Origin of the sequence: Pseudomonas sp. B14(2022) (genome assembly GCF_012030485.1) — a bacterium.
Lineage (GTDB): Bacteria > Pseudomonadota > Gammaproteobacteria > Pseudomonadales > Pseudomonadaceae > Aquipseudomonas.
Genome location: NZ_JAAUVM010000011.1, coordinates 63,720 through 85,039, shown reverse-complemented (window position 1 = coordinate 85,039; position 21,320 = coordinate 63,720). Strand labels below are relative to the sequence as shown.

The 21,320-nt window shown below is 60.5% G+C and carries 20 protein-coding genes; 14 read left to right on the top strand and 6 right to left on the bottom strand.

Going from position 1 to position 21,320, the window contains the following annotated elements; translation table 11 throughout:
* Window positions 1–48: 48 nt before the first annotated feature.
* The 8 genes from ppsA (at window position 49) to HCF10_RS17495 (ending at window position 8,147) form a co-directional block, all read left to right on the top strand.
* Window positions 49–2,424: a phosphoenolpyruvate synthase gene (gene ppsA, locus HCF10_RS17530; RefSeq protein WP_131699689.1), complete on the top strand. Its 2,376-nt coding sequence runs from the start codon at window positions 49–51 to the stop codon at window positions 2,422–2,424.
* Window positions 2,425–2,530: 106 nt separating this feature from the next.
* On the top strand, window positions 2,531–3,520 hold the full coding sequence (locus tag HCF10_RS17525; RefSeq protein WP_167656058.1) for an alpha/beta fold hydrolase: 990 nt from the start codon (window positions 2,531–2,533) through the stop codon (window positions 3,518–3,520).
* A 189-nt stretch (window positions 3,521–3,709) separates the two neighbouring features.
* Window positions 3,710–4,201, top strand: a complete 492-nt coding sequence (gene rraA / locus HCF10_RS17520) for a ribonuclease E activity regulator RraA (protein WP_027603684.1) — start codon at window positions 3,710–3,712, stop codon at window positions 4,199–4,201.
* Between the two features lie 25 nt (window positions 4,202–4,226).
* Window positions 4,227–5,222, top strand: coding sequence for a zinc transporter ZntB (locus HCF10_RS17515; RefSeq protein WP_027603685.1), 996 nt, complete (start codon window positions 4,227–4,229; stop codon window positions 5,220–5,222).
* Between the two features lie 86 nt (window positions 5,223–5,308).
* The gene (locus HCF10_RS17510; protein WP_015885347.1) at window positions 5,309–5,554 is read left to right on the top strand and encodes a hypothetical protein; all 246 of its coding nucleotides are present in this window, start codon (window positions 5,309–5,311) and stop codon (window positions 5,552–5,554) included.
* Window positions 5,555–5,556: 2 nt separating this feature from the next.
* Entirely contained in the window at window positions 5,557–6,381 is an 825-nt protein-coding gene (locus tag HCF10_RS17505) for a mechanosensitive ion channel family protein (protein ID WP_131699687.1), read from the top strand.
* A gap of 87 nt (window positions 6,382–6,468) precedes the next feature.
* Window positions 6,469–7,059 carry an RNA polymerase sigma factor SigX gene (gene sigX / locus HCF10_RS17500; protein ID WP_003175518.1) on the top strand — a complete coding sequence of 197 codons (591 nt, stop codon included), beginning with the start codon at window positions 6,469–6,471 and terminating at the stop codon, window positions 7,057–7,059.
* 107 nt (window positions 7,060–7,166) lie between these two features.
* On the top strand, window positions 7,167–8,147 hold the full coding sequence (locus HCF10_RS17495; RefSeq protein WP_065873888.1) for an OmpA family protein: 981 nt from the start codon (window positions 7,167–7,169) through the stop codon (window positions 8,145–8,147).
* Window positions 8,148–8,206: 59 nt separating this feature from the next.
* Here HCF10_RS17495 and cobA read toward each other — a convergent pair whose 3' ends face one another.
* The 5 genes from cobA to HCF10_RS17470 form a co-directional block, all read right to left on the bottom strand.
* Window positions 8,207–8,950, bottom strand: coding sequence for a uroporphyrinogen-III C-methyltransferase (gene cobA, locus HCF10_RS17490; protein WP_145337025.1), 744 nt, complete (start codon window positions 8,948–8,950; stop codon window positions 8,207–8,209).
* 26 nt (window positions 8,951–8,976) lie between these two features.
* Window positions 8,977–10,647: a bifunctional protein-serine/threonine kinase/phosphatase gene (locus HCF10_RS17485; RefSeq protein ID WP_145337024.1), complete on the bottom strand. Its 1,671-nt coding sequence runs from the start codon at window positions 10,645–10,647 to the stop codon at window positions 8,977–8,979.
* Window positions 10,647–11,858 (bottom strand): nitrate/nitrite transporter, encoded by a 1,212-nt coding sequence (locus HCF10_RS17480; RefSeq protein WP_167656057.1) that lies wholly within the window; start codon window positions 11,856–11,858, stop codon window positions 10,647–10,649. Before HCF10_RS17480 ends, HCF10_RS17485 begins: the two co-directional genes overlap by 1 nt.
* Before the next feature lie 256 nt (window positions 11,859–12,114).
* On the bottom strand, window positions 12,115–12,690 hold the full coding sequence (locus HCF10_RS17475) for an ANTAR domain-containing response regulator (protein ID WP_027603690.1): 576 nt from the start codon (window positions 12,688–12,690) through the stop codon (window positions 12,115–12,117).
* Window positions 12,691–12,703: 13 nt separating this feature from the next.
* Window positions 12,704–13,903, bottom strand: coding sequence for a CmpA/NrtA family ABC transporter substrate-binding protein (locus HCF10_RS17470; RefSeq protein ID WP_167656091.1), 1,200 nt, complete (start codon window positions 13,901–13,903; stop codon window positions 12,704–12,706).
* Between the two features lie 333 nt (window positions 13,904–14,236).
* Here HCF10_RS17470 and sctC point away from each other — a divergent pair, with 333 nt between their 5' ends.
* From sctC to HCF10_RS17445, 5 genes are all read left to right on the top strand, one after another.
* Complete coding sequence (gene sctC, locus HCF10_RS17465; protein ID WP_167656090.1) at window positions 14,237–15,631, top strand: type III secretion system outer membrane ring subunit SctC; 1,395 nt, start codon at window positions 14,237–14,239, stop codon at window positions 15,629–15,631.
* Between the two features lie 15 nt (window positions 15,632–15,646).
* On the top strand, window positions 15,647–15,871 hold the full coding sequence (locus tag HCF10_RS17460) for a FliM/FliN family flagellar motor switch protein (protein ID WP_131699684.1): 225 nt from the start codon (window positions 15,647–15,649) through the stop codon (window positions 15,869–15,871).
* A gap of 153 nt (window positions 15,872–16,024) precedes the next feature.
* Window positions 16,025–16,423, top strand: a complete 399-nt coding sequence (locus tag HCF10_RS17455) for a winged helix-turn-helix domain-containing protein (RefSeq protein ID WP_131699683.1) — start codon at window positions 16,025–16,027, stop codon at window positions 16,421–16,423.
* The gene (locus HCF10_RS17450; protein ID WP_145337023.1) at window positions 16,416–16,877 is read left to right on the top strand and encodes a transglycosylase SLT domain-containing protein; all 462 of its coding nucleotides are present in this window, start codon (window positions 16,416–16,418) and stop codon (window positions 16,875–16,877) included. Before HCF10_RS17455 ends, HCF10_RS17450 begins: the two co-directional genes overlap by 8 nt.
* A gap of 86 nt (window positions 16,878–16,963) precedes the next feature.
* Window positions 16,964–18,013: a quinone-dependent dihydroorotate dehydrogenase gene (locus tag HCF10_RS17445; RefSeq protein WP_131699681.1), complete on the top strand. Its 1,050-nt coding sequence runs from the start codon at window positions 16,964–16,966 to the stop codon at window positions 18,011–18,013.
* A 217-nt stretch (window positions 18,014–18,230) separates the two neighbouring features.
* Here HCF10_RS17445 and rmf read toward each other — a convergent pair whose 3' ends face one another.
* The gene (gene rmf / locus HCF10_RS17440) at window positions 18,231–18,446 is read right to left on the bottom strand and encodes a ribosome modulation factor (protein WP_002553055.1); all 216 of its coding nucleotides are present in this window, start codon (window positions 18,444–18,446) and stop codon (window positions 18,231–18,233) included.
* Window positions 18,447–18,978: 532 nt separating this feature from the next.
* On the opposite strand from rmf, the gene rlmKL reads away from it, so the two are divergent.
* Window positions 18,979–21,243 (top strand): bifunctional 23S rRNA (guanine(2069)-N(7))-methyltransferase RlmK/23S rRNA (guanine(2445)-N(2))-methyltransferase RlmL, encoded by a 2,265-nt coding sequence (gene rlmKL / locus HCF10_RS17435; protein ID WP_131699680.1) that lies wholly within the window; start codon window positions 18,979–18,981, stop codon window positions 21,241–21,243.
* Window positions 21,244–21,320 lie beyond the last annotated feature (77 nt).

Sequence of the window (21,320 nt, the reverse complement as noted above, 5' to 3'; positions counted from 1 at the left end):
GCAGCCGGCGTCCTGAGCTTTTCCAACACAGTTAGTGGAGAGATCACCTTGGTAGAGTACGTAGTTTCCCTCGATAAGCTCGGCGTCCATGATGTAGAGCACGTAGGGGGCAAGAACGCATCCCTCGGCGAGATGATCAGTAATCTTGCAGGCGCTGGTGTGTCGGTGCCCGGTGGTTTCGCCACCACGGCCCAGGCTTACCGTGATTTCCTCGAACTGAGCGGCCTCAACGCTCAGATCCACGCCGCGCTGGACGCCCTGGACGTCGACGACGTTAACGCCCTGGCCAAGACCGGTGCCCAGATCCGCCAATGGATCATGGAAGCCGAGTTCCCTGAGAAACTCAACGAAGAAATCCGCACCGCCTTCGCCACATTGTCGGCGGGCAACCCTGACATGGCCGTTGCCGTGCGCTCCTCGGCCACCGCCGAAGACTTGCCGGATGCTTCTTTCGCGGGTCAGCAAGAGACCTTCCTGAACATCCGCGGCGTGGAAAACGTGATCCGCGCAGCCAAGGAAGTGTTTGCCTCGCTGTTCAATGACCGCGCCATTTCCTACCGCGTGCACCAGGGTTTCGACCACAAGCTGGTGGCCCTGTCTGCCGGTGTGCAGCGCATGGTGCGTTCGGAAACCGGCACCGCCGGCGTGATGTTCACCCTGGACACCGAGTCGGGCTTCCGTGACGTGGTGTTTATCACCGGCGCCTACGGCCTGGGCGAAACCGTTGTACAAGGCGCGGTCAACCCCGACGAATTCTACGTACACAAACACACCCTTGAAGCCGGCCGCCCGGCCATCCTGCGCCGCAACCTGGGCAGCAAGGCTATCAAGATGATCTACGGCGACGAGGCCAAGGCCGGTCGTTCGGTGAAAACCGTGGACGTCGACAAGGCCGAGCGCGCGCGCTTCTGCCTGAGCGACGCGGAAGTCAGCGAATTGGCCAAGCAAGCGATGATCATCGAAAAGCACTACAAGTGCCCGATGGACATCGAATGGGCCAAGGACGGGGACGACGGCAAGCTGTACATCGTGCAGGCCCGTCCGGAAACCGTGAAGAGCCGTACCTCGGCCAACGTCATGGAACGCTACCTGCTCAAGGAAACCGGCACCGTGCTGGTGGAAGGCCGTGCCATCGGCCAGCGCATCGGCGCCGGCAAGGTGCGGATCATCAAGGACGTGTCCGAGATGGACAAAGTCCAGCCCGGTGACGTGCTGGTTTCCGACATGACCGACCCGGACTGGGAACCGGTGATGAAGCGTGCCAGCGCCATCGTCACCAACCGTGGCGGGCGTACCTGCCACGCGGCGATCATCGCCCGCGAACTGGGGATCCCGGCAGTGGTCGGTTGCGGCAACGCCACCCAACTGCTCAAGGACGGCCAGGGCGTGACTGTGTCCTGCGCCGAAGGCGACACCGGCTTCATCTTTGAAGGCGAGCTGGGCTTCGACATCAAGCAAAACTCCATCGACGCAATGCCCGACCTGCCGTTCAAGATCATGATGAACGTCGGCAACCCGGACCGTGCCTTCGACTTCGCGCAGTTGCCGAACGCCGGTGTGGGCCTGGCCCGTCTGGAGTTCATCATCAACCGCATGATCGGCGTGCACCCCAAGGCCCTGTTGAACTACGACGGCCTGCCGCTGGACATCAAGGAAAGCGTGGACAAGCGCATCGCCGGCTACAACGACCCGGTGGGCTTCTACGTCGAGAAGCTGGTGGAAGGCATCAGCACCCTGGCGGCGGCGTTCTACCCGAAAAAGGTCATCGTGCGCCTGTCGGACTTCAAGTCCAACGAATACGCCAACCTGATCGGCGGCAAGCTCTACGAGCCGGAAGAAGAAAACCCGATGCTGGGCTTCCGTGGCGCCTCGCGTTACATCAGCGAAGCGTTCCGTGACTGCTTCGAGCTCGAATGCCGCGCCCTCAAGCGTGTGCGCAACGAGATGGGCCTGACCAACGTCGAGATCATGGTGCCGTTCGTACGTACCCTGGGCGAGGCGAGCCAAGTGGTCGACCTGCTGGCCGAAAACGGCCTGTCCCGCGGCGAAAACGGCCTGCGCGTGATCATGATGTGCGAACTGCCGTCCAACGCCATCCTGGCCGAGGAGTTCCTGGAGTTCTTCGACGGTTTCTCCATCGGTTCCAACGACCTGACCCAGCTCACCCTGGGCCTGGACCGCGACTCCGGGATCATCGCTCACCTGTTCGACGAGCGTAACCCTGCGGTCAAGAAGCTGCTGGCCAACGCCATCCAGGCGTGCAACAAGGCCGGCAAGTACATCGGTATCTGCGGCCAAGGCCCTTCCGATCACCCGGACCTGGCCAAATGGCTGATGGAGCAGGGTATCGAAAGCGTCTCGCTTAACCCCGATTCCGTGCTGGAAACCTGGTTCTTCCTGGCGGAAGGCCAAGCGTCCGCCTAAGGTCGTGATGTCAAAAGTGCCGGTCCCCCGTCGAGGGTGACCGGCATTCTTATCTGTGCAGGGCGGAAATCCTTCCGGACGCCGCCCTTTTTTGTGCAAGAGCATTATGCAAAGCAGCAGCAACCTGTTTCCCGTCGCCCTGATCAGTGCTGAACGTCGTGGCGACCTGAGTGAAGATGTGTACCGCCTCAAGCCCGGTAACAGCCCCGACGGTACCGTCGAGCTGGCCGTTACCCGTTTGGGCCTGGCCGATGTCCCGCAAAGCCGGGGCATCCCGGTTATTTTGTTGCACGGCAGTTTTTCCAATCGGCGCTTCTGGTACTCGCCCAAGGGTATCGGTCTTGGCGCCTACCTGGCACGCCAGGGGTTCGATGTGTGGATCCCGGAAATGCGTGGCCATGGGCTGTCCCGGCGCAATCAGGACTACGCCCGGAACCGGGTCGCCGACTACGCGCGCTACGACTTGCCGGCCATTGGCGCGTTTGTGCGTGAGCAAAGTGCGCAGATTCCCCATTGGATTGGTCACTCTCTGGGCGGCACAACCCTGGCGGCGGCCCTGGGTGGGCAGCATCTTGGCGCGCCGGCAGTGGCCTCGGTGGCCTTGTTTGGCTGTCAGGTTAGTCGCAGCCACTGGCCGTTGAAGCTTCCGCCGGTGGAGTGGACCGGCCGTCTGCTTTTAAAGCGCTTCGGCGGAGTATCCGGCTCGCGGCTCAAGCGAGGACCGGAGGACGAACCGGCGGGTGTGCTGATCGAAGCCATGCGCTGGAATGGCCTGTTCGGTCGCTTTGGCGAAGGTAAGCGCGATTGGTGGAAAGGCCTGGCGGATGTCGACGTGCCGCTGTTGGCTGTGAGCGCGGCGGGCGATCAGCAAGATCCGGACTGGGCTTGCCGCAAGCTGTTCGAGCAGATCAGCTCCGAGCACCGTCAGTACCTGTGCCTGGGGCGTCAGCAAGGCTTTACTGAGGATTTCGGGCATGTGGAAATGCTGGTCAGCAAAGCCGCCCAGGCCGAGGTCTGGCCGCTGGTAAAACAATGGTTAAACGATCCACTGACACCTTTGTTGGGTGCCAAGCCTGAGGCATTGGTCGTAGTTTGACGCAGGGCTCTGCCAAGGGCGTTTCGCTCGAGTGTGGTTGCGGCTAAGATATGACGCGTTAAACGCTTCTGGTCATATTCAGTCGCTCACTGGTTATTGCGTTGCGACGAAGCGGATGGGATGTTGCGCACCGGCTCCGGCTGGCGCTTCTTTCGAAAGACACTTCTTTGACGGAAAGGAATTTTTTCAATGAACCATTACGTGACCCCCGACCTGTGCGACGCCTACCCTGACCTGGTGCAGGTGGTCGAGCCGATGTTCAGCAACTTCGGCGGCCGAGATTCCTTTGGCGGCGAGATCGTCACCATCAAATGCTTCGAAGATAACTCCCTCGTCAAGGAACAGGCCGACCAGCCGGGCGCCGGCAAGGTGCTGGTGGTCGACGGTGGCGGTTCCCTGCGCCGCGCGTTGCTGGGCGACATGATCGCCGAGAAAGCCGCTAAAAACGGCTGGGAAGGCCTGGTGATCTACGGCTGCATCCGTGACGTCGATGTCATCGCCCAGACTGACCTGGGCGTACAGGCGTTGGCCAGCCATCCGATGAAAACCGACAAGCGCGGCATCGGTGACCTGAACGTCGTGGTGACATTTGCGGGTGTGACGTTCCGCCCAGGTGAGTACATCTACGCCGACAATAATGGCGTGATCGTCTCGCCAAGCCCGCTGCAAATGCCTGAATAAACCGCAATAACCAACAGGGGTGGGGATGTTCGAGGAAGAAAACGCGCAGTGGGGGCTGGTGCATGCCCTGGTGCTGGACGGTAAAGGCGGTGCGCGTTCGATTGCCCGGACTGAGCTCGACGACTTGCAACTGCAGCCCCAGGAAAGCCTGTGGCTGCACTGGGATCGCAGTCATCCCCAGACCCAGACCTGGCTGCGCAAATCCAGTGGCTTGAGCGAATTCGCCTGTGATCTGCTGCTGGAGGAGAACACCCGCCCACGCCTGTTGCCGCTGCCGGATGCCGAGTTGCTGCTGTTCCTGCGCGGGGTCAACCTCAATCCGGGGGCCGAGCCGGAAGACATGGTCTCGGTACGTATCTTCGCCGCCGCCAGCCGCGTGATTTCCCTGCGTCTGCGCCCGCTGCGCGCTACCGATGAGCTGCTGGTGCAGTTGGCGGATGGCAAGGGGCCGAAAACCGCCTCGGAGCTCATCCTTTATATGGCTCAGTACCTGACCAACAAGGTCCAGGATCTGGTCACGGATTTGTCGGAAATCGTCGATGCTGAGGAAGAAAAACTCGATACCGACGAACGGTACACACCTGAACATGGCAGTGTTTTGCAGATCCGTCGCCGAGCGGCCGGGCTCAAGCGTTTCCTGTCGCCGCAGCGGGATATTTTTGCCCAGCTCACGCGGATAAAATTGCCGTGGTTCTGTGACGACGATGCCGACTACTGGAACGAATTGAACAACAGTCTGACCCGCTACCTGGAAGAGCTCGAATTGACCCGGGAGCGCGTGGGGCTTGTGCTTGAGGCCGAAGACCGGCGCTTGAGCGTGCGCATGAATCGCACCATGTACCGCTTCGGGATCATCACGGGAATCTTTCTGCCGATGAGTTTCCTGACCGGTTTGCTGGGTATAAATGTGGGTGGCATACCGTTCTCTGCCAGCCCTTACGGATTCGTGATTGCATGCCTGTTGATGGTGTCGGTGGCGCTCGGGCAATGGTGGTTGTTTCGACGATTGCGCTGGGTTTGAGCTGAATACGACCTGAACGTAGGAAGGGTCCCATGTGACCCCAGGAATTTTACCCTCGTCTTTTAAATCACTTGCGAGAGGTCTTTATGCACGATCCGTTCGAACAGTCTTTGCGTGACATGCTCAATGCCTCGCCGTCCAACCGCGACGACGATGCCTGTCTGGGCCGTGTGCTGAAAACGGCTAATCGCCAGGTGGGCGCGGGTGACCTGTTCGGCCTGCTCGGCCGCTGGATGCCGGCGTTGATGATGGCCCTGAACAACGGTTCGGCCCACGTATCCCCGGTTTCCCGTCGTAAACCTCTTGCTCGCACTGCTGATAAGGCTGATTGAATATGGAACTTGATCTCTGGACCCAGAGCCTGGTCACCGCGATGACCGCATTGTGGACCAAGGTGGCGAATTTCATTCCCAACCTGTTTGGTGCCCTGGTCCTGGTGCTGCTGGGCTTTGTCGTGGCCAAGCTGCTCGACACCCTGCTGTCCAAGTTGCTCGCAAAACTGGGCCTTGACCGCCTGATGGCAGGCACCGGCCTGACCAAGCTGCTGGGGCGCGCCGGGCTGCAGGTGCCGATCTCCACGTTAATCGGCAAGATCGTCTATTGGTTTGTTTTGCTGATTTTTCTGGTTTCAGCGGCGCAATCCCTTGGACTTGAGCGAGTTTCAGCTACGCTCGACATGCTGGCGCTGTATTTGCCGAAGGTTTTCGGCGGCGCGCTGGTGCTCCTCGTAGGCGTTTTGCTCGCACAATTGGCCAATGGGCTGGTGCGCGGTGCCGCCGAAGGTGTGGGATTGGACTATGCCGCTGGCCTGGGGCGAATCGCCCAGGGGCTGGTGATCATCATCAGTATTTCGGTCGCGATCAGCCAGTTGGAGGTCAAAACTGACCTGCTTAACCACGTGATTGTGATCGTTTTGATTACCGTTGGTCTGGCCGTTGCGCTGGCCATGGGGTTGGGAAGCCGGGAAATTGCCAGCCAGATTCTTGCGGGAATCTATGTGCGTGAGTTGTATCAGGTTGGGCAACAGGTGCGTGTGGGCGAGGTCGAAGGGCAAATCGAGGAGATCGGCACAGTCAAGACGACGGTGCTGACCGATGACGGCGACCTGGTGTCGCTGTCCAATCGGATTCTCCTCGAGCAGCAGGTCAGTAGCCGCTAACCCGGTAAACCCTGCTAATGTACGCCGCCGCAAGCCCGGCTGACCGGGCTGTAGTGGACATTGACCTGACTGTCGGCACGACTTGTTTTGAATAAAGCCCAAACGCTGTCCACGCGCTATGACCCCCGTGAGCTCTCTGATGAGGAGTTGGTCGCGCGCGCGCACACGGAGCTGTTTCACGTAACTCGCGCGTATGAAGAATTGATGCGCAGATATCAACGCACTCTGTTCAACGTTTGTTCAAGGTATTTAGGGAACGATAGAGATGCGGATGATGTCTGTCAGGAAGTGATGCTCAAGGTGCTGTACGGCCTGAAGAACTTTGAGGGCAAATCGAAGTTCAAGACATGGCTATACAGCATCACCTACAACGAGTGCATCACGCAGTATCGGAAGGAACGGCGAAAGCGTCGCTTGATGGACGCCTTGAGTCTGGACCCCCTTGAGGAGGCGTCTGAAGAAAAGGCGCCGGCACCCGAGGAGAAGGGCGGACTTGATCGCTGGCTGGTGTATGTGAACCCGATTGACCGGGAAATTCTGGTGCTACGATTTGTCGCGGAGCTGGAATTCCAGGAAATCGCTGACATCATGCACATGGGTTTGAGTGCTACAAAAATGCGTTACAAACGTGCTCTAGATAAATTACGTGAGAAATTTGCGGGCGAGACTGAAACTTAGTGCGTGGCAAATATCTCTTACGTGTAGGCAAGTTCTGTTAGACTTGTCGCCGAGTTGTCCCCCGGTTTGTGGGACTGCTTTACAATCACCAGATGGGGATTTAACGGATGAAACTGAAAAACACCTTGGGCTTGGCCATTGGTTCTCTTATTGCCGCTACTTCTTTCGGCGTTCTGGCACAAGGCCAAGGCGCAGTTGAAGGCGAGCTGTTCTACAAGAAGCAGTACAACGATAGCGTCAAGCACATCGAAGACGGCTTCAATCCTGGCGCTCGCATCGGTTACTTCCTGACCGACGACCTGTCCTTGAACCTGTCCTACGACAAGACCAACCACACCCGTTCGAACGACGGTACTGGTAACCAGAAGATCAAAGGCGATACCGGCAGCCTGGTTGCCCAGTATCACTTCGGTCAAGCTGGCGTAGACAGCCTGCGTCCATACGTAGAAGGCGGCTTCGGTCACCAGAGCCGTACCAACGTTCAGGCTGACGGCCACAGCGGTCGCGACCAGACTACCTTCGCTACCGTTGGTACCGGCGTGAAGTACTACTTCACCAACAACCTGTACGCTCGTGCCGGTGTTGAAGCTGACTACGGTCTGGACAACGGCAAGTGGGACTACTCCGCACTGGTTGGCCTGGGCGTGAACTTCGGCGGTAACGCTGGCGCAGCTGCTCCAGCTCCTACCCCAGCACCAGCTCCAGAGCCAACTCCAGAGCCAGAAGCTCCAGTTGCTCAGGTTGTTCGTGTTGAGCTGGACGTTAAGTTCGACTTCGACAAGGCCGTTGTTAAGCCTAACAGCTACGGCGACGTGAAAAACCTGGCCGACTTCATGGCTCAGTACCCAGCTACCAACGTAGAAGTTGCTGGTCACACTGACTCCGTAGGTCCAGACGCTTACAACCAGAAGCTGTCCCAGCGTCGTGCTGACGCTGTTAAGCAAGTCCTGGTTAAAGACGGCGTGGCTCCTAGCCGTGTAACTGCTGTAGGTTACGGCGAATCCCGCCCAGTTGCTGACAACGCAACTGAAGCTGGTCGTGCTGTTAACCGTCGCGTAGAAGCGTCGGTTGAAGCTACCGCTCAGTAATTACTGAGATGTAGAAAAAACCCGGCTTCGGCCGGGTTTTTTTTCGCCTGGAGTTTGTCTCAGGCGCTGACTGCGGTAGCGACGTAAGCCGTCTGCTCGGTGGCTGCAACATGGCCGATCACCAGAATCGCGGGGCTCTTCAAGGCAAATGCCTGGGCGTCTTCATGCATCCGCGACAGCTGGCTGCGGCATTCGCGCTGTTGGGGCAGTGATGCATTCTCGATCATCGCCACCGGCATATCTGCCGCCATCCCACCTTCCAGCAATTGCTTGCGAATCTCCTCCAGCTTGGCCACTCCCATATACACCACCAATGTCGTCCCGCCTTCCGCCAGCGCGCGCCAATTAAGGCTGCTGTCGTCCTGGGTATGGGCCGTGACCAGGGTCACACCGCGGCTGACGCCACGCAACGTCAGTGGAATCGCGCAATTCGTTGCGCCCGCCAGCCCGGCGGTAATCCCGTTGACCAACTCTACTTCGACGCCGCGTTCGCGCAGCCACATGGCTTCTTCGCCACCGCGCCCGAAAATGCATGGGTCACCCCCCTTTAGCCGCACCACGCATTTGCCTTGGCGGGCGTAACGCAGCATCAGGCGGTGGATGAAGTCCTGCGGGGTCGAGCGGCAGCCGCCGCGTTTGCCAACCGTGATCACTCGCGCCTTGGCGCAATGCTCCAGCACCGCCGGGTTGACCAAGTCATCGATCAGTACCACATCGGCTTCGTGCATGGCCCGTACAGCCTTGAGGGTCAACAACTCCGGGTCGCCAGGGCCCGCGCCCACCAGCCAGACTTTCGCGTTCATGGGTTTTTCCTCGTCTAGAGCTGACGTCAGCTGTGAAAGAGTGAATACAGAAGAATCAGATTGATCAGCATCGAGACCAGGCCCAAGGTGCGCCACACCTTCAACGGTTCACGCTCCAGCAGAGGCCTGGGACGGATGCTCAGTTCCTGGCGGTCAGCCTGTTCCAGCACCCGCAACCATTCCTCGGCGGTTTCGTAGCGATGCGCCGGCTGTGCGGCCACAGCCCGTTCGAGGCTCAGGGGCAGCCAATCCGGGAGGTCCGAGCGATAGCGGTTGGCGCTGACAGCCTGGGCAAATCGAGGCCGTTGGAAAGCTTCGATTTCCCCGTAGGGATAGTGCCCGGTCAGCAGGTAATACAGGGTGACGCCAACGCTGTATAAATCCTGTTGGGCTGTGGGACGGTCACCATTGAACGCTTCGGGCGCGATAAAACTCGGGGTCCCAGGCAGCACATGGGCTCGGTCCTCCGAAAGACCCGGACAGTAGGCCAGACCGAAATCCAGCACGCGCAATTCACCGTCATCCCCCAGCAGCAGGTTTTCCGGCTTGATGTCGCGGTGCAGGATCTGCCGTCGATGCAGCATGCCCACTGCGCGCAGCAAACGCTCGGCCACGGACTGCCATTGCGCCAGGGGCAATGGGCCCTGGTGCTGAAACAGCTCGGCCAGGGTTTGCCCTGGGTATTCACGCATCACGTAGTACAAGTGCTGGCGCCCGCTCGCGGCATGCACTTCAGGAAATGCGCGCCCGGCTACCCGCCGCAGAAACCACTCTTCCGAGAGCAATGCCTGGCCGGCGTCGCTGTCGTCGTCGCGGCTCAGTGGCAGGGTTTTCAGCAACCAGGGTTGCTGTTGGGCATCGCGCACCCGGTACAGCAATGATTGCCTGCTTTGCGCCAGCACGGCGTCCACGTGCCAGCCTTCGAAGTGTTGCCCTGTTTTCAGCAGCGGTGGCAAGGGCCACTGCTGCAGTTGCACCAAGGCATCGCCGAGCGTAGCGGCGCCGAGCGTGTCGACACGCACCAGCAAGGCGCTGGCATTGTCCTGGCTGCCCGCCAGGTGTGCGGCATTGACCAGCGTAGTTACCGCCAGGTCCAGGTCGGCTTGTTCGCGCAGGATCGCGCTGATGCTGTGATCGCCCAGGGTGGCCCATACGCCGTCGCTGAGCAGCAGGAAGCACTCACCTTCGCGCAATTGACCGTCGAGAAAATCCAGCACCAGATGTTGATCCAGGCCGAGGGCACGCTTGAGCACGTGCTGCATGCCCGGCTGTTCCCACACATGGTCTTCGCTGATGCGCTGCAACTCACCGTCCAGCCAGCGATACGCCCGGCAATCGCCGACATGGGCCAGGGTGAAACGCTGGCCGCGAAAGACCAAGGCGCTGAGGGTGGTCAGCAACGGCTGGCCGCCGCCATTGGCCTGCAACCAGCGGTTTTGCGCCAGCAGCAGGCGCTCCAATGCCTGCGCCACGCCCCAGGTTTGCGGTGTGGCGTAGTAATCCAGGGCCAGGGCCTGCAAAGTCGAGCGTGCGGCCAGGCCGCCGTCGGCGCACTGGCTCACACCGTCGGCCATGGCGCACAGGTAACCTTTGCTCGCCGCCAGTTCCGCTGCGGGGGTGACAACCCGCAGCGCATCCTGGTTTTCCGCCCGTGGGCCGATGGCGCTGGCATGGGCGACGCTCAGTTGCAGGCTCATCAGACGCGCGCAGCGGTCACTGCGGCCGAACCCCAAGTGGTTCTCCAGCGACGCTTGACGCCATGCAGGCCGAACCAGGCCAGTACGCCCAGGCTGGCGAACAGCCACAAGGCCAGTTGATAGCTACCGGTGCTTTGCTTGATCGCGCCCATGCCCGCCGCCAGGGCGAAACCGCCGATGCCGCCGGCCATGCCGATCAAGCCGGTCATTACGCCGATCTCACGCCGGAAACGCTGTGGCACCAACTGGAACACGGCGCCATTGCCCGCACCCAGACCGAGCATGGTGCAGACGAAGAGCGCCAGTGCCGCGTAGGAGCTGGGCAGGTTGAAACCCACTGCCGCAATGCAGATCGCCGCAACGCTGTACATGCCCAGCAGGGTGCGGATCCCGCCGAAACGGTCGGCCAGGGCGCCGCCCAGTGGGCGCATCAGGCTGCCACCGAACACGCAGGCAGCGGTGTAGTAGCCGGCAGTCGTGGGGCTCAGGCCGTATTGGTCGTTGAAATAGCCGGGCAGGGCACTCGCCAGGCCGATAAAGCCGCCGAAGGTCACGCTGTAGAAAAACATGAACCACCAGCTGTCGCGGTCGCCCAGGGCCTTGAAGTAGTCGGCCATGGACTTGGCTTTCGGCCGCTCGGGTGCGTTGCGTGCCAGCCAGGCGAAGACGATCAGCGTCAGGATCAGCGGAATCAGCGCGAAGCCGAACACATTGCTCCAGCCAAATGCGGCCGCCAGCACGGGGGCCAGCAGGGCAGCGAACACCGTGCCCGAGTTACCGGCACCGGCGATGCCCATGGCCTTGCCTTGGTGTTCGGCCGGGTACCACTGGGATGCCAGCGGCAGCGCCACCGCAAAGGATGCGCCGGCCATGCCGAGGAACAGCCCCAGCAACAAGGCTTGTTCGTAGCTGTGAATCCCCAGTTTCCAAGCGCCGAACAATGCGACGATCACAATCACCTGGCCGATCAGCCCGGCGGTCTTGGGCGACAGCTTGTCCGCCAGCATGCCCATCAGAAAGCGCAGCACCGCGCCGGCCAGGATCGGCGTCGCCACCATCAGGCCGCGTTGCTGGGTGGTCAGGTGCAGGTCGGCGGCAATCTGCACCGCCAGGGGGCCCAACAAATACCAGACCATGAAGCTCAGGTCGAAATACAGGAACGCGGCAAACAGGGTCGGGGTGTGCCCGGATTTCCAGAAGCTTGATTTCATCACGCACCTCAACGGTTGGGAGTCTTGTAAGAAGGCCTGGTGATGGAGCCGCCGGCTGAGGCCGCCCCACCGGCCCCGTGCTACGGGGCCAAAACAAAAAAAACGCCGCCACCGGGTTCGCGAGGGCAAACCGGGTGTGCGACGTCTTTGTCGTGAAGGGGCAACCGCCGTTGGTTACCTGTGATGATTACTTAGCAAGTCCTGCGCCAACATGCTGGCCGTAGTTACCGTCTTATCCAACACATGCTACGGATGTTTAACCGAGCAGTTCGCTCATGGCGATAATCTGCTCCGCCACCTGAATCAGTTTCTGCTGGCGGCTCATGGCCTGGCGGCGCATCAGGGTGTAGGCCTCTTCCTCATTGCAGGCCTTCATTTTCATCAACATGCCCTTGGCCAACTCAATGCGCTTGCGCTCCGCCAACTGCTGGTCCCGCGCCTGGAGCTGGGCGCGCAAGGCCTGGTCGCTCTCGAAGCGGGCCATGGCCACATCGAGGATCGGTTGCAGGCGCTGGGCCTGAATGCCTTCGACGATGTAGGCGCTGACCCCGGACTTGATCGCCTGGCGCATCACGTCGGGGTCATGCTCGTCGGTAAACATCACAATGGGCCGGGGCTGGTCGCGGCTGACCAGCACCACTTGCTCCATCACGTCGCGGCCCGGTGACTCGGTATCGATCAGGATGACGTCCGGGCGCACCGTTTCGACGCGCGCAGGCAGGTCGATGGTCAAGCCGGATTCATCGATCACCTCGAAGCCGGCCTCGATCAGCGCCGTGCGCAGGCGGCCGACCTTGCGCGGGGTGTCGTTGATTAACAGGATTCGCAGCATGGATGTCCTCCTGTCAGCGCAAGGCTTGGCGGCTGGTAGGATCGACCATGGCATGCAGGCGGAAGCTGCGCGCGTAGCCGGCGGGGTCCGAGCCGTCCCAGATTTTGCCGTCGATCAGTTGGCTGCTGCGCATGTCCTGGCCGTTGTTGCCGAGGCCCAGTGCCTCGGCTGCCTGACGATACAGCGCCAGCTGTTGCACTTGGCGAGCAACGCCCAGGTAATCAGGGTCTTCGCGCAGCAGGCCCCAGCGTCGAAACTGGGTCATGAACCACATGCCATCGGAGAGGTAGGGCAAGTTGACCTCGCCATCGGCAAAAAAACGCAGGGCATGGGGGTCCTGCCACTGGTTGCCCAGGCCGTCGTCATAGGCGCCCAGCAAGCGCGGCTCGATGCAGTCGAGCGGGGCATCGAGGTACTCGCGGCCGCTGAGCAATTGTGCGGTGGAGCGACGGTTTTCGGTGTTTTGCTCGATAAAGCGGCTGGCCTCCAGGATCGCCATCACCAGCACGCGGGCGGTGTTGGGATACTGGTCGACAAAGGCCTGGGTGCAGCCGAGCACCTTTTCCGGATGGTTCGGCCAGATCGCCTGGGTGGTCGCCAGGGTAAAGCCCTGGTTTTGCTTTACGGCACTGGCGCACCAGGGCTCGCCGACACAAAAGCCATCGATACGCCCGGCCTGCAGGTGCGCGACCATTTGCGGGGGCGGTACTACGACGCTGTCCACATCCTGTAGCGGATGAATGCCTTGGCTCGCCAGCCAGTAGTACAACCACATGGCGTGAGTGCCTGTGGGAAAGGTCTGGGCGAAAGTCAGTTTTGTTCGGCTTTGGTGCACGTGGCGGTCCAGTGCTTCAGGAGTGATCACTCCCTGCTGTTGCAGGCTGTGGGACAGGTTGATGCTTTGACCGTTCTGGTTCAGCCCCATCAGTACTGCCATGTCGGTAGGCGCGACGCCGCCGATGCCCAAGTGCACTGCGTACACCAACCCGTACAGGCTGTGGGCGGCATCCAGTTCGCCGCTGACCAGTTTGTCCCGCAGGTTGGCCCATGAAGGTTGGCGCTTGAGGTTCAAGGTCAAGCCATAAGGCTGTGCGAAGCCTTGGGTCGCCGCCACCACCAGGGATGCGCAATCGCTCAAGGCCATGAAGCCCAGGTCAAGGCTGCTCTTCTCCGGGGCATCACTGCCGTTGACCCAGGCCAGCGGGTCGTTCATCGGGCTGTTGCCAACCGAATCGTTCATCAACACCTACCTTTTCTTTCAAAAAAAAGCGTCGTTCCCTCAGATGGCGATGCAAGGCCATTGCGGGTAACGACGCCTTTGTCCGTAAGCCCGCTCCGCCGTTGGTGCGCGCTCTGATACAGAGTCCATAGCAAGGCACATGCCACGGGCCGATGGGCGCCGCCGGCCGTCAACTTTCCATCAAGATTGAAAATCGGCTGCCTCTCAGTATGGCCGCTTCTTACTGCCAGGCCGCCCAGGAAATCCAAGGTGTACGCTCACTTTTCCGTAACGACTCCCTGTCTCTGGCTGCTGTTTACTGCGCTGATGCTGGGAAGTGTCGATGCCCAGGGCGAAACCTACCAGGCGCAGGACGAGAGCCTGCACACCGTTTTTACCGCCTTGTCCATGCCTATGGGCCTGCCCATCGTCGTGAGCAGTGAAGTGGCGCGCATACGCATCAGCGAGGTCATTGACCTCGATACGCCGCAACAGGCCCTGGAGACGCTTTCACAGCAATACGGCTTGATCTGGTACAGCGATGGGCAGGCGCTCTACCTCTACGCCGTCAGCGAGGCAAAAAGCCTGGCGGTGGTGTTGCGGCATATATCGGTCGACAGGTTTCGTGGCTTCATGCGCCGCTCGGGACTTGATGAAACACGTTACCCCCTGCGCGTGAGCGGGACGCGGACATTCCATGTGTCCGGGCCACCCCATTATGTCGACCAGGTCTTGCGTCTGGCCCAGTTGATGGATCGCGAGCGGGCTGAATTGCACGTAGGTAACCAGGCGTTTGCTGTCGTTCAGGTACTCAACACCCATGTGGCAGACCGAGGGTATGCCATGGGCGACGAAAAGGTCACGGTGCCGGGCATCGCATCGACGATCGACACCCTGTTGGGTTCTGAACAGAAGGGAGCGCTGGCCGACAAGAGCCTGGTAGTGATCGCCTATCCGGATACCAACAGCCTGCTGATCAAGGGCAAGCCTGCGCAACTGGCTCTCATCGAACGCCTGGTGGCGGAGTTGGACACACCCAAGCGTTCTATCGAAGTCTCGCTGTGGATGGTGGACGTGGACCGTGATGAACTGAAAAAGCTGGGCTTTGACTGGGACAAGGACGCGAAGGCCCAGGCCACGCGAATTCTGGAGCCGATGGACGATAACCGCTTGATGGCGCAAATAGCCACGCTGGAGCGCCGGCGGCGAGCAAGGGTGATGACGTTGCCGGTAATTCTCACCCAAGAGAATGTGCCGGCCGTGTTTCAGGATAACCATACCTTCTACCTGCCGGCTCCCGGAGCTGACCATGCTGATTGGAAGCCCGTGCAATATGGCTCCCAGGTCAGCGTGCTGCCGCGTTTTGCCGAAGCGAATCAGATCGAGATGCTTCTCCATGTCGAGGATGATCGACAACTGAGCCAGGCGGGGCGGCGTGGTAAACCGACAGCGGTCGGGCGGGTGAGTGTCAGCAGTGTGGTAAGGGTGCCGCAGGGCAAGCGCCTGTGGCTGGGAGCGTTCAGCCGTGAGGCACATGAGTCGGGACGCAGCGCCGATTCAACTGGCCCGGCCAAGGTTCGCCTGTTTGTGATTCAGGCCCGGGCCGTGGGGAGCGAGTTGGAAGCGTTGGCGACAGGCGTCGGCGCACCACCGTTGAGTGCGGCGCAATACGAGCGCGTGCAACGTGCATTTGTACGCCCGGGTCGCGATAGCTCTCCGTGAATAAGGTGTTGACCCATGCATTTGGAAATTCTTCTACAGGAACAACTAATCAGCCGCAGGCGCCTGGCAGCCTTTGCTCCTGGGAAGGTGCTGCCATTGTCGCCAGGCATTATCCACTGCGTGGAGGTTCGGGTTAATGGCCGGTTGCTCGCATTGGGCGAGTTGGTGCAACTGGAGGACCGGTTGGGGGTTGAGTTGCACGAGGTCTATAAGAGGGGAGCGTCTGGTGTGTGTGGGTGAAGAGTCTTACAGGGGGTGGCTAAAAAGCTTTGGTTGTATGGGTTTTTTCCTAGCGTGGGCTGCAAGGCGGTTTTTTATAGTCGTGATGTGGGCGAAAGAGCCAGTACTGGAAAATAAGGACTTCAATGTCAGTAGTCGGATGTCGAGGTAGATATGGCCGTCGTGAATGATGAATTGACGGCGACTTCCCTGCTCTTTTCCCAGTGGACGCTGCATGGCGACGGTCGCCTGACCGGCGACGGCAGCGATGTCCAGTTGCCACCCAAGGAACTGCATGTTTTGCGGCTGCTGCTGGTCTCTGGCGGTGTGCTGATGAGCAAGGACCGTTTGCTGGAGTTGGCCTGGCCCCAGGGGGAGGTCGCCGAGGAGTCGCTGACCCGTTGCATTTACTCGCTGCGAAAGCATCTTGGCGCTGACAAGGGGTTTATCAAGACCATCTATGGTCGTGGGTATCGCTTTACATGCCCGGTGAAGGCTGAGCAGCATGGGCACGGGCCTATGGATACCGTGCAGTATGTGTGTTCGGCCTGTGGCCAAGTCAGTCATGGCTGAGTTCTGGCGCAGGTTGCTGTTGCTTGGCCTGATGACGAGCGGCAACCAGGCACTGGCCTATTGCTGGGAGGAAACCGCCCATCGCTACGATATCGAGCCGGAATTGCTACAGGCTATCGCCGCCGTGGAGTCGGATTTTCGCCCGGATGCGATGAACTACGCGAACGGTAATGGCACACGGGATATCGGCCTGATGCAGATCAACAGTATCCATTTGCCTCGCCTGCTCAAGCTGGGTATCACCGAGGAAAGGCTGTTGAGTGAACCCTGTCTGTCGGTGGAAGTCGGGGCCTCCATACTCGCCGAGTTTATCCAGCGTTTTGGCTACAACTGGACGGCTGTGGGTTCCTACAATGTCGGGCCCGGCTCCGGCCCTCAGCGCGACGTGTTGCGCATGCGCTATGCAGAAAAAATCTGGGCACGTTATGAGACCCTGGTACAGCAGCGCTACTGACGTTTGGGCGGCTCGCCTCGCGTGTACCCCGTCACCCCGGCTATAATCGCGGCCACCTTTCGCCGCCATCCGAGTCTAGCCCGCCCATGTATACCCTGGCCCGCCAGCTGTTGTTCAAACTTTCCCCGGAAACCTCCCACGATCTGTCCCTGGACCTGATCGGCGCCGGTGGCCGCCTGGGGCTCAATGGCCTGGTATGCAAGGCACCGGCAAAAATGCCGGTGTCAGTGATGGGGCTCGACTTTCCCAACCCGGTCGGATTGGCCGCCGGCTTGGACAAGAACGGCGCGGCCATCGATGGCTTCGCGCAACTGGGTTTCGGTTTTGTGGAGATCGGCACCGTGACGCCGCGCCCGCAGCCGGGTAACCCCAAGCCACGGATCTTCCGCCTGCCGGAAGCCGAGGCGATCATCAATCGCATGGGTTTCAACAACCTGGGCGTCGATCACCTGCTTTCGCGTGTCGAGGCCGCGAAGTACACGGGCATCCTGGGCATCAACATTGGCAAGAATTTCGACACCCCGGTCGAGCGTGCGGTGGATGACTACCTGATCTGCCTGGACAAGGTCTACACCCACGCCAGTTATGTCACCGTCAACGTCAGTTCCCCCAACACCCCGGGCCTGCGCAGCCTGCAGTTCGGCGATTCGCTCAAGCAATTGCTCGAAGCCCTGCGCCAGCGCCAGGAAGACCTGGCCGTGCGCCATGGCAAGCGCGTGCCGCTGGCAATCAAGATTGCCCCGGACATGAGCGACGAAGAAACCGTGCTGGTGGCCCAGGCCCTGGTGGATTCGGGCATGGACGCGGTGATTGCGACCAACACCACCCTCAGCCGTGTCGGCGTCGAAGGCTTGGCCCATGGCGATGAAGCGGGTGGCCTGTCGGGCGCGCCGGTGCGGGACAAGAGCACCCATATCGTCAAGGTGCTGGCCGCTGAGCTGGCCGGACGTTTGCCGATCATCGCGGTGGGCGGCATCACCGAAGGCAAGCATGCAGCCGAGAAGATCGCTGCGGGTGCCAGCCTGGTGCAGTTGTACTCGGGTTTTATTTACAAAGGCCCGGCGTTGATTCGCCAGTCGGTGGATGCGATTGCGGCCAGCGGGCTTGCCCCGCGTGGGGCTGCGCAGCGGCCCTGAAACCAGGCAGCGCATTTCTATCTGAAAGACTGAGTGGATCTTATTGGGGCTGCTTCGCAGCCCTACGCGAGGCAAGCCCGCTCACCACAATAAAAGGACAATCACAATAAAAAGGGCTCCATAAAGGAGCCCCCTGGGCCGAAGCCCGCCGCCTGGATAGGGCGTGCGTGGTTAAGTCGTTACATATTCGTGGTGGTGTCGGAATTAATGCCCTTGATTAGCCGACGGCGTGAAGTTCGTTGAGTCTGTGGATGCCCGCAGTGCCAGTCATACCGTCCCAGTTGTCGCCGCGTCCTTCTCGCCAGCCGTTGATCCAGGCTTGGCGTACCGACGGTAGAGTAAATGGGCAAAGCTCACGGGATTTGCCATGAACGCCATATTGATATCCGCGTAAAAATGCTCTTTCCAACGGATCACGCTTAAGTCTTCTCATAGGGTGTTTCCCTCACTTGTTGACTGTCTTGATATCCTTCGGCCTCGTCTGAGGCCGGGCAGAGTTTTTCTGCCGTTGGTGGGCTCGCTGCCGGCGTGGCGAGCCTAGGTGTCGGCGTCGTTACGGCGCCAACCTGTGTTGAGTTCTAACCAATAGGTCACATGGATTCAATGATCGTTTTGTCATAAGCACGTAACGATAACGATGCTATAGCCATAAGCTGGGATGGCTTTTCGCCCCATTTGTTGGGCAAAGCCAGCTATGATGCACCCTGCAAAGAGGATGGGTTTAAACCTTTAGTGAGAATGCCCACTGGTTGCAGTCGGTTATTATTCGACGAAGGGTCGGAATATTTCTTTTTGTTGCGTCAAATTCTCTCCCTGCCCTGTCAATAAAGGCCCCAGTGCCCGTCTGACGGGGTGGAACGGCACATTCGTGCCACGCGAGCACTCTTCAAGAAAAGTGCTTGCTTGAAAACCGAGCCGGCGATGCGTCGCCCGTTCATTTATTGCTGAAAAGCCTGGAATGCCCCATGTCGGACCGTTTTGAACTCTTCCTCACCTGCCCCAAGGGCCTCGAAGGCCTGCTGATCGAGGAAGCCGTCGGGCTTGGCCTTGAGGAAGCCCGCGAGCACACTTCGGCCGTGCGCGGTATGGCCGACATGGAAACCGCCTATCGCCTGTGCCTCTGGTCGCGCCTGGCCAACCGTGTGTTGCTGGTGCTCAAGCGCTTTCCCATGAAGGACGCCGAAGACCTCTACCACGGCGTGCTGGATATTGAATGGGCCGATCACATGGTCTCTGACGGTACCCTGGCGGTGGAATTCAGCGGTCACGGCTCAGGCATCGACAACACCCACTTCGGCGCGCTGAAGGTCAAGGATGCGATCGTCGACAAGCTGCGCACCCCGAGCGGCGAACGCCCGTCCATCGACAAGATTAACCCGGACCTGCGCATCCACCTGCGCCTGGACCGTGGCGAAGCCATCCTGTCCCTCGACCTGTCCGGCCACAGCCTGCACCAGCGCGGCTACCGCCTGCAGCAGGGCGCCGCGCCGTTGAAGGAAAACCTGGCGGCGGCGATCCTGATTCGTGCCGGCTGGCCGCGCATTGCTGCCGAAGGCGGCGCGCTGACTGACCCGATGTGCGGCGTAGGTACCTTCCTGGTGGAAGGCGCGATGATCGCCGCCGACATGGCGCCCAACCTGAATCGCGAATTGTGGGGCTTCACCACCTGGCTGGGTCACGTCCCGGCGTTGTGGAAGAAGCTGCACACCGAGGCCACTGAACGCGCAGCCATCGGCATGAACAAGCCGCCGTTGTGGGTGCGTGGCTATGAAGCCGACCCGCGCCTGATCCAGCCTGCACGCAACAACATTGAGCGCGCCGGTCTGAGCCATTGGATCAAGGTGTACCAGGGCGAAGTGGGCACCTTCGAGCCGCGCCCGGACCAGAACCAGAAAGGCCTGGTGATCTGCAACCCGCCCTACGGCGAGCGTTTGGGTGACGAAGCCAGCCTGTTGTATCTCTACCAGAACCTTGGCGAGCGTTTGCGCCAGGCGTGCATGGGCTGGGAAGCGGCGGTGTTCACCGGCGCGCCGGACCTGGGCAAGCGCATGGGCATCCGCAGCCACAAGCAGTATTCGTTCTGGAACGGCGCATTGCCGTGCAAATTGCTGCTGATCAAGGTCAACCCGGATCAGTTCGTCACCGGCGAGCGTCGTACCCCGGAACAGCGCCAGGCTGAACGTGAGCAGGCCGTTTACGACCAAGCCCCGGTCGAGCCACAAGAGCGCCAGTACAACAAGAACGGCAACCCGATCAAGCCAGCCCCGGCCCCTGTGGTCGAGCAGGCGCGCCTGAGCGAAGGCGGGCAGATGTTCGCCAACCGCCTGCAAAAGAACCTCAAGCTGCTGGGCAAGTGGGCCAAGCGTGAAGGCGTGGATTGCTATCGGGTGTACGACGCCGATATGCCCGAATACTCCATGGCCATCGACCTGTACCACGATTGGGTTCACGTGCAGGAATACGCCGCGCCCAAATCCATTGATCCGGAAAAAGCCTCGGCCCGCATGTTCGATGCCCTGGCCGCCATTCCCCAGGCACTGAACATCGACAAGAGCCGCGTGGTGGTCAAACGTCGCGAGCGCCAGAGCGGTACCAAGCAGTACGAGCGCCAGAGTGCTCAGGGCAAGTTCACCGAGGTCAGCGAAGGCGGCGTCAAGCTGCTGGTCAACCTCACCGACTACCTGGACACCGGTCTGTTTCTCGATCACCGTCCGATGCGCATGCGTATTCAGAGGGAAGCGGCCGGCAAGCGTTTCCTCAACCTGTATTGCTACACCGCCACCGCCAGTGTGCACGCAGCCAAGGGCGGCGCGCGCAGCACCACCAGTGTCGACCTGTCCAAGACCTACCTGGACTGGGCCCGCCGCAACTTCTCCCTCAACGGCTTCTCCGACAAGAACCGCCTGGAGCAGGGGGACGTGATGGCCTGGCTGGACGCCAGCCGCGATGAGTTCGACATGATCTTCATCGACCCGCCGACCTTCTCCAACTCCAAGCGCATGGAAGGCATCTTCGACGTCCAGCGCGACCACGTGCAGTTGCTCGACCTGGCCATGGCGCGCCTGGCACCGGGCGGCGTGCTGTATTTCTCGAACAACTTCCGCAAGTTCCAGCTGGAGGACAACCTCAGCGAACGCTATGCGGTCGAGGAAATCAGCGACAAGACCATCGATCCGGACTTTGCGCGTAATGCGAAGATCCATCGGGCATGGAAAATCATGGCTCGCTGATCGGCGCTAAGAAAAAGCCGCGAGCCTGGATTATTCCGGGCTTGCGGCTTTTTTACGCTGGTCAAACCCTGGGCCGA

What these genes read in the sequence shown, in the direction of transcription:
- HCF10_RS17525 (WP_167656058.1), top strand. Translation starts at nt 2,531, where the DNA reads ATGCAAAGCAGCAGCAACCTGTTTCCCGTCGCCCTGATCAGTGCTGAA.
- rraA (WP_027603684.1), top strand. Translation starts at nt 3,710, where the DNA reads ATGAACCATTACGTGACCCCCGACCTGTGCGACGCCTACCCTGACCTG.
- HCF10_RS17515 (WP_027603685.1), top strand. Translation starts at nt 4,227, where the DNA reads ATGTTCGAGGAAGAAAACGCGCAGTGGGGGCTGGTGCATGCCCTGGTG.
- HCF10_RS17510 (WP_015885347.1), top strand. Translation starts at nt 5,309, where the DNA reads ATGCACGATCCGTTCGAACAGTCTTTGCGTGACATGCTCAATGCCTCG.
- HCF10_RS17505 (WP_131699687.1), top strand. Translation starts at nt 5,557, where the DNA reads ATGGAACTTGATCTCTGGACCCAGAGCCTGGTCACCGCGATGACCGCA.
- HCF10_RS17495 (WP_065873888.1), top strand. Translation starts at nt 7,167, where the DNA reads ATGAAACTGAAAAACACCTTGGGCTTGGCCATTGGTTCTCTTATTGCC.
- cobA (WP_145337025.1), bottom strand. Translation starts at nt 8,950, where the DNA reads ATGAACGCGAAAGTCTGGCTGGTGGGCGCGGGCCCTGGCGACCCGGAG.
- HCF10_RS17485 (WP_145337024.1), bottom strand. Translation starts at nt 10,647, where the DNA reads ATGAGCCTGCAACTGAGCGTCGCCCATGCCAGCGCCATCGGCCCACGG.
- HCF10_RS17480 (WP_167656057.1), bottom strand. Translation starts at nt 11,858, where the DNA reads ATGAAATCAAGCTTCTGGAAATCCGGGCACACCCCGACCCTGTTTGCC.
- HCF10_RS17475 (WP_027603690.1), bottom strand. Translation starts at nt 12,690, where the DNA reads ATGCTGCGAATCCTGTTAATCAACGACACCCCGCGCAAGGTCGGCCGC.
- HCF10_RS17470 (WP_167656091.1), bottom strand. Translation starts at nt 13,903, where the DNA reads ATGAACGACCCGCTGGCCTGGGTCAACGGCAGTGATGCCCCGGAGAAG.
- sctC (WP_167656090.1), top strand. Translation starts at nt 14,237, where the DNA reads ATGCTGGGAAGTGTCGATGCCCAGGGCGAAACCTACCAGGCGCAGGAC.
- HCF10_RS17460 (WP_131699684.1), top strand. Translation starts at nt 15,647, where the DNA reads ATGCATTTGGAAATTCTTCTACAGGAACAACTAATCAGCCGCAGGCGC.
- HCF10_RS17455 (WP_131699683.1), top strand. Translation starts at nt 16,025, where the DNA reads ATGGCCGTCGTGAATGATGAATTGACGGCGACTTCCCTGCTCTTTTCC.
- HCF10_RS17450 (WP_145337023.1), top strand. Translation starts at nt 16,416, where the DNA reads ATGGCTGAGTTCTGGCGCAGGTTGCTGTTGCTTGGCCTGATGACGAGC.
- HCF10_RS17445 (WP_131699681.1), top strand. Translation starts at nt 16,964, where the DNA reads ATGTATACCCTGGCCCGCCAGCTGTTGTTCAAACTTTCCCCGGAAACC.
- rmf (WP_002553055.1), bottom strand. Translation starts at nt 18,446, where the DNA reads ATGAGAAGACTTAAGCGTGATCCGTTGGAAAGAGCATTTTTACGCGGA.
- rlmKL (WP_131699680.1), top strand. Translation starts at nt 18,979, where the DNA reads ATGTCGGACCGTTTTGAACTCTTCCTCACCTGCCCCAAGGGCCTCGAA.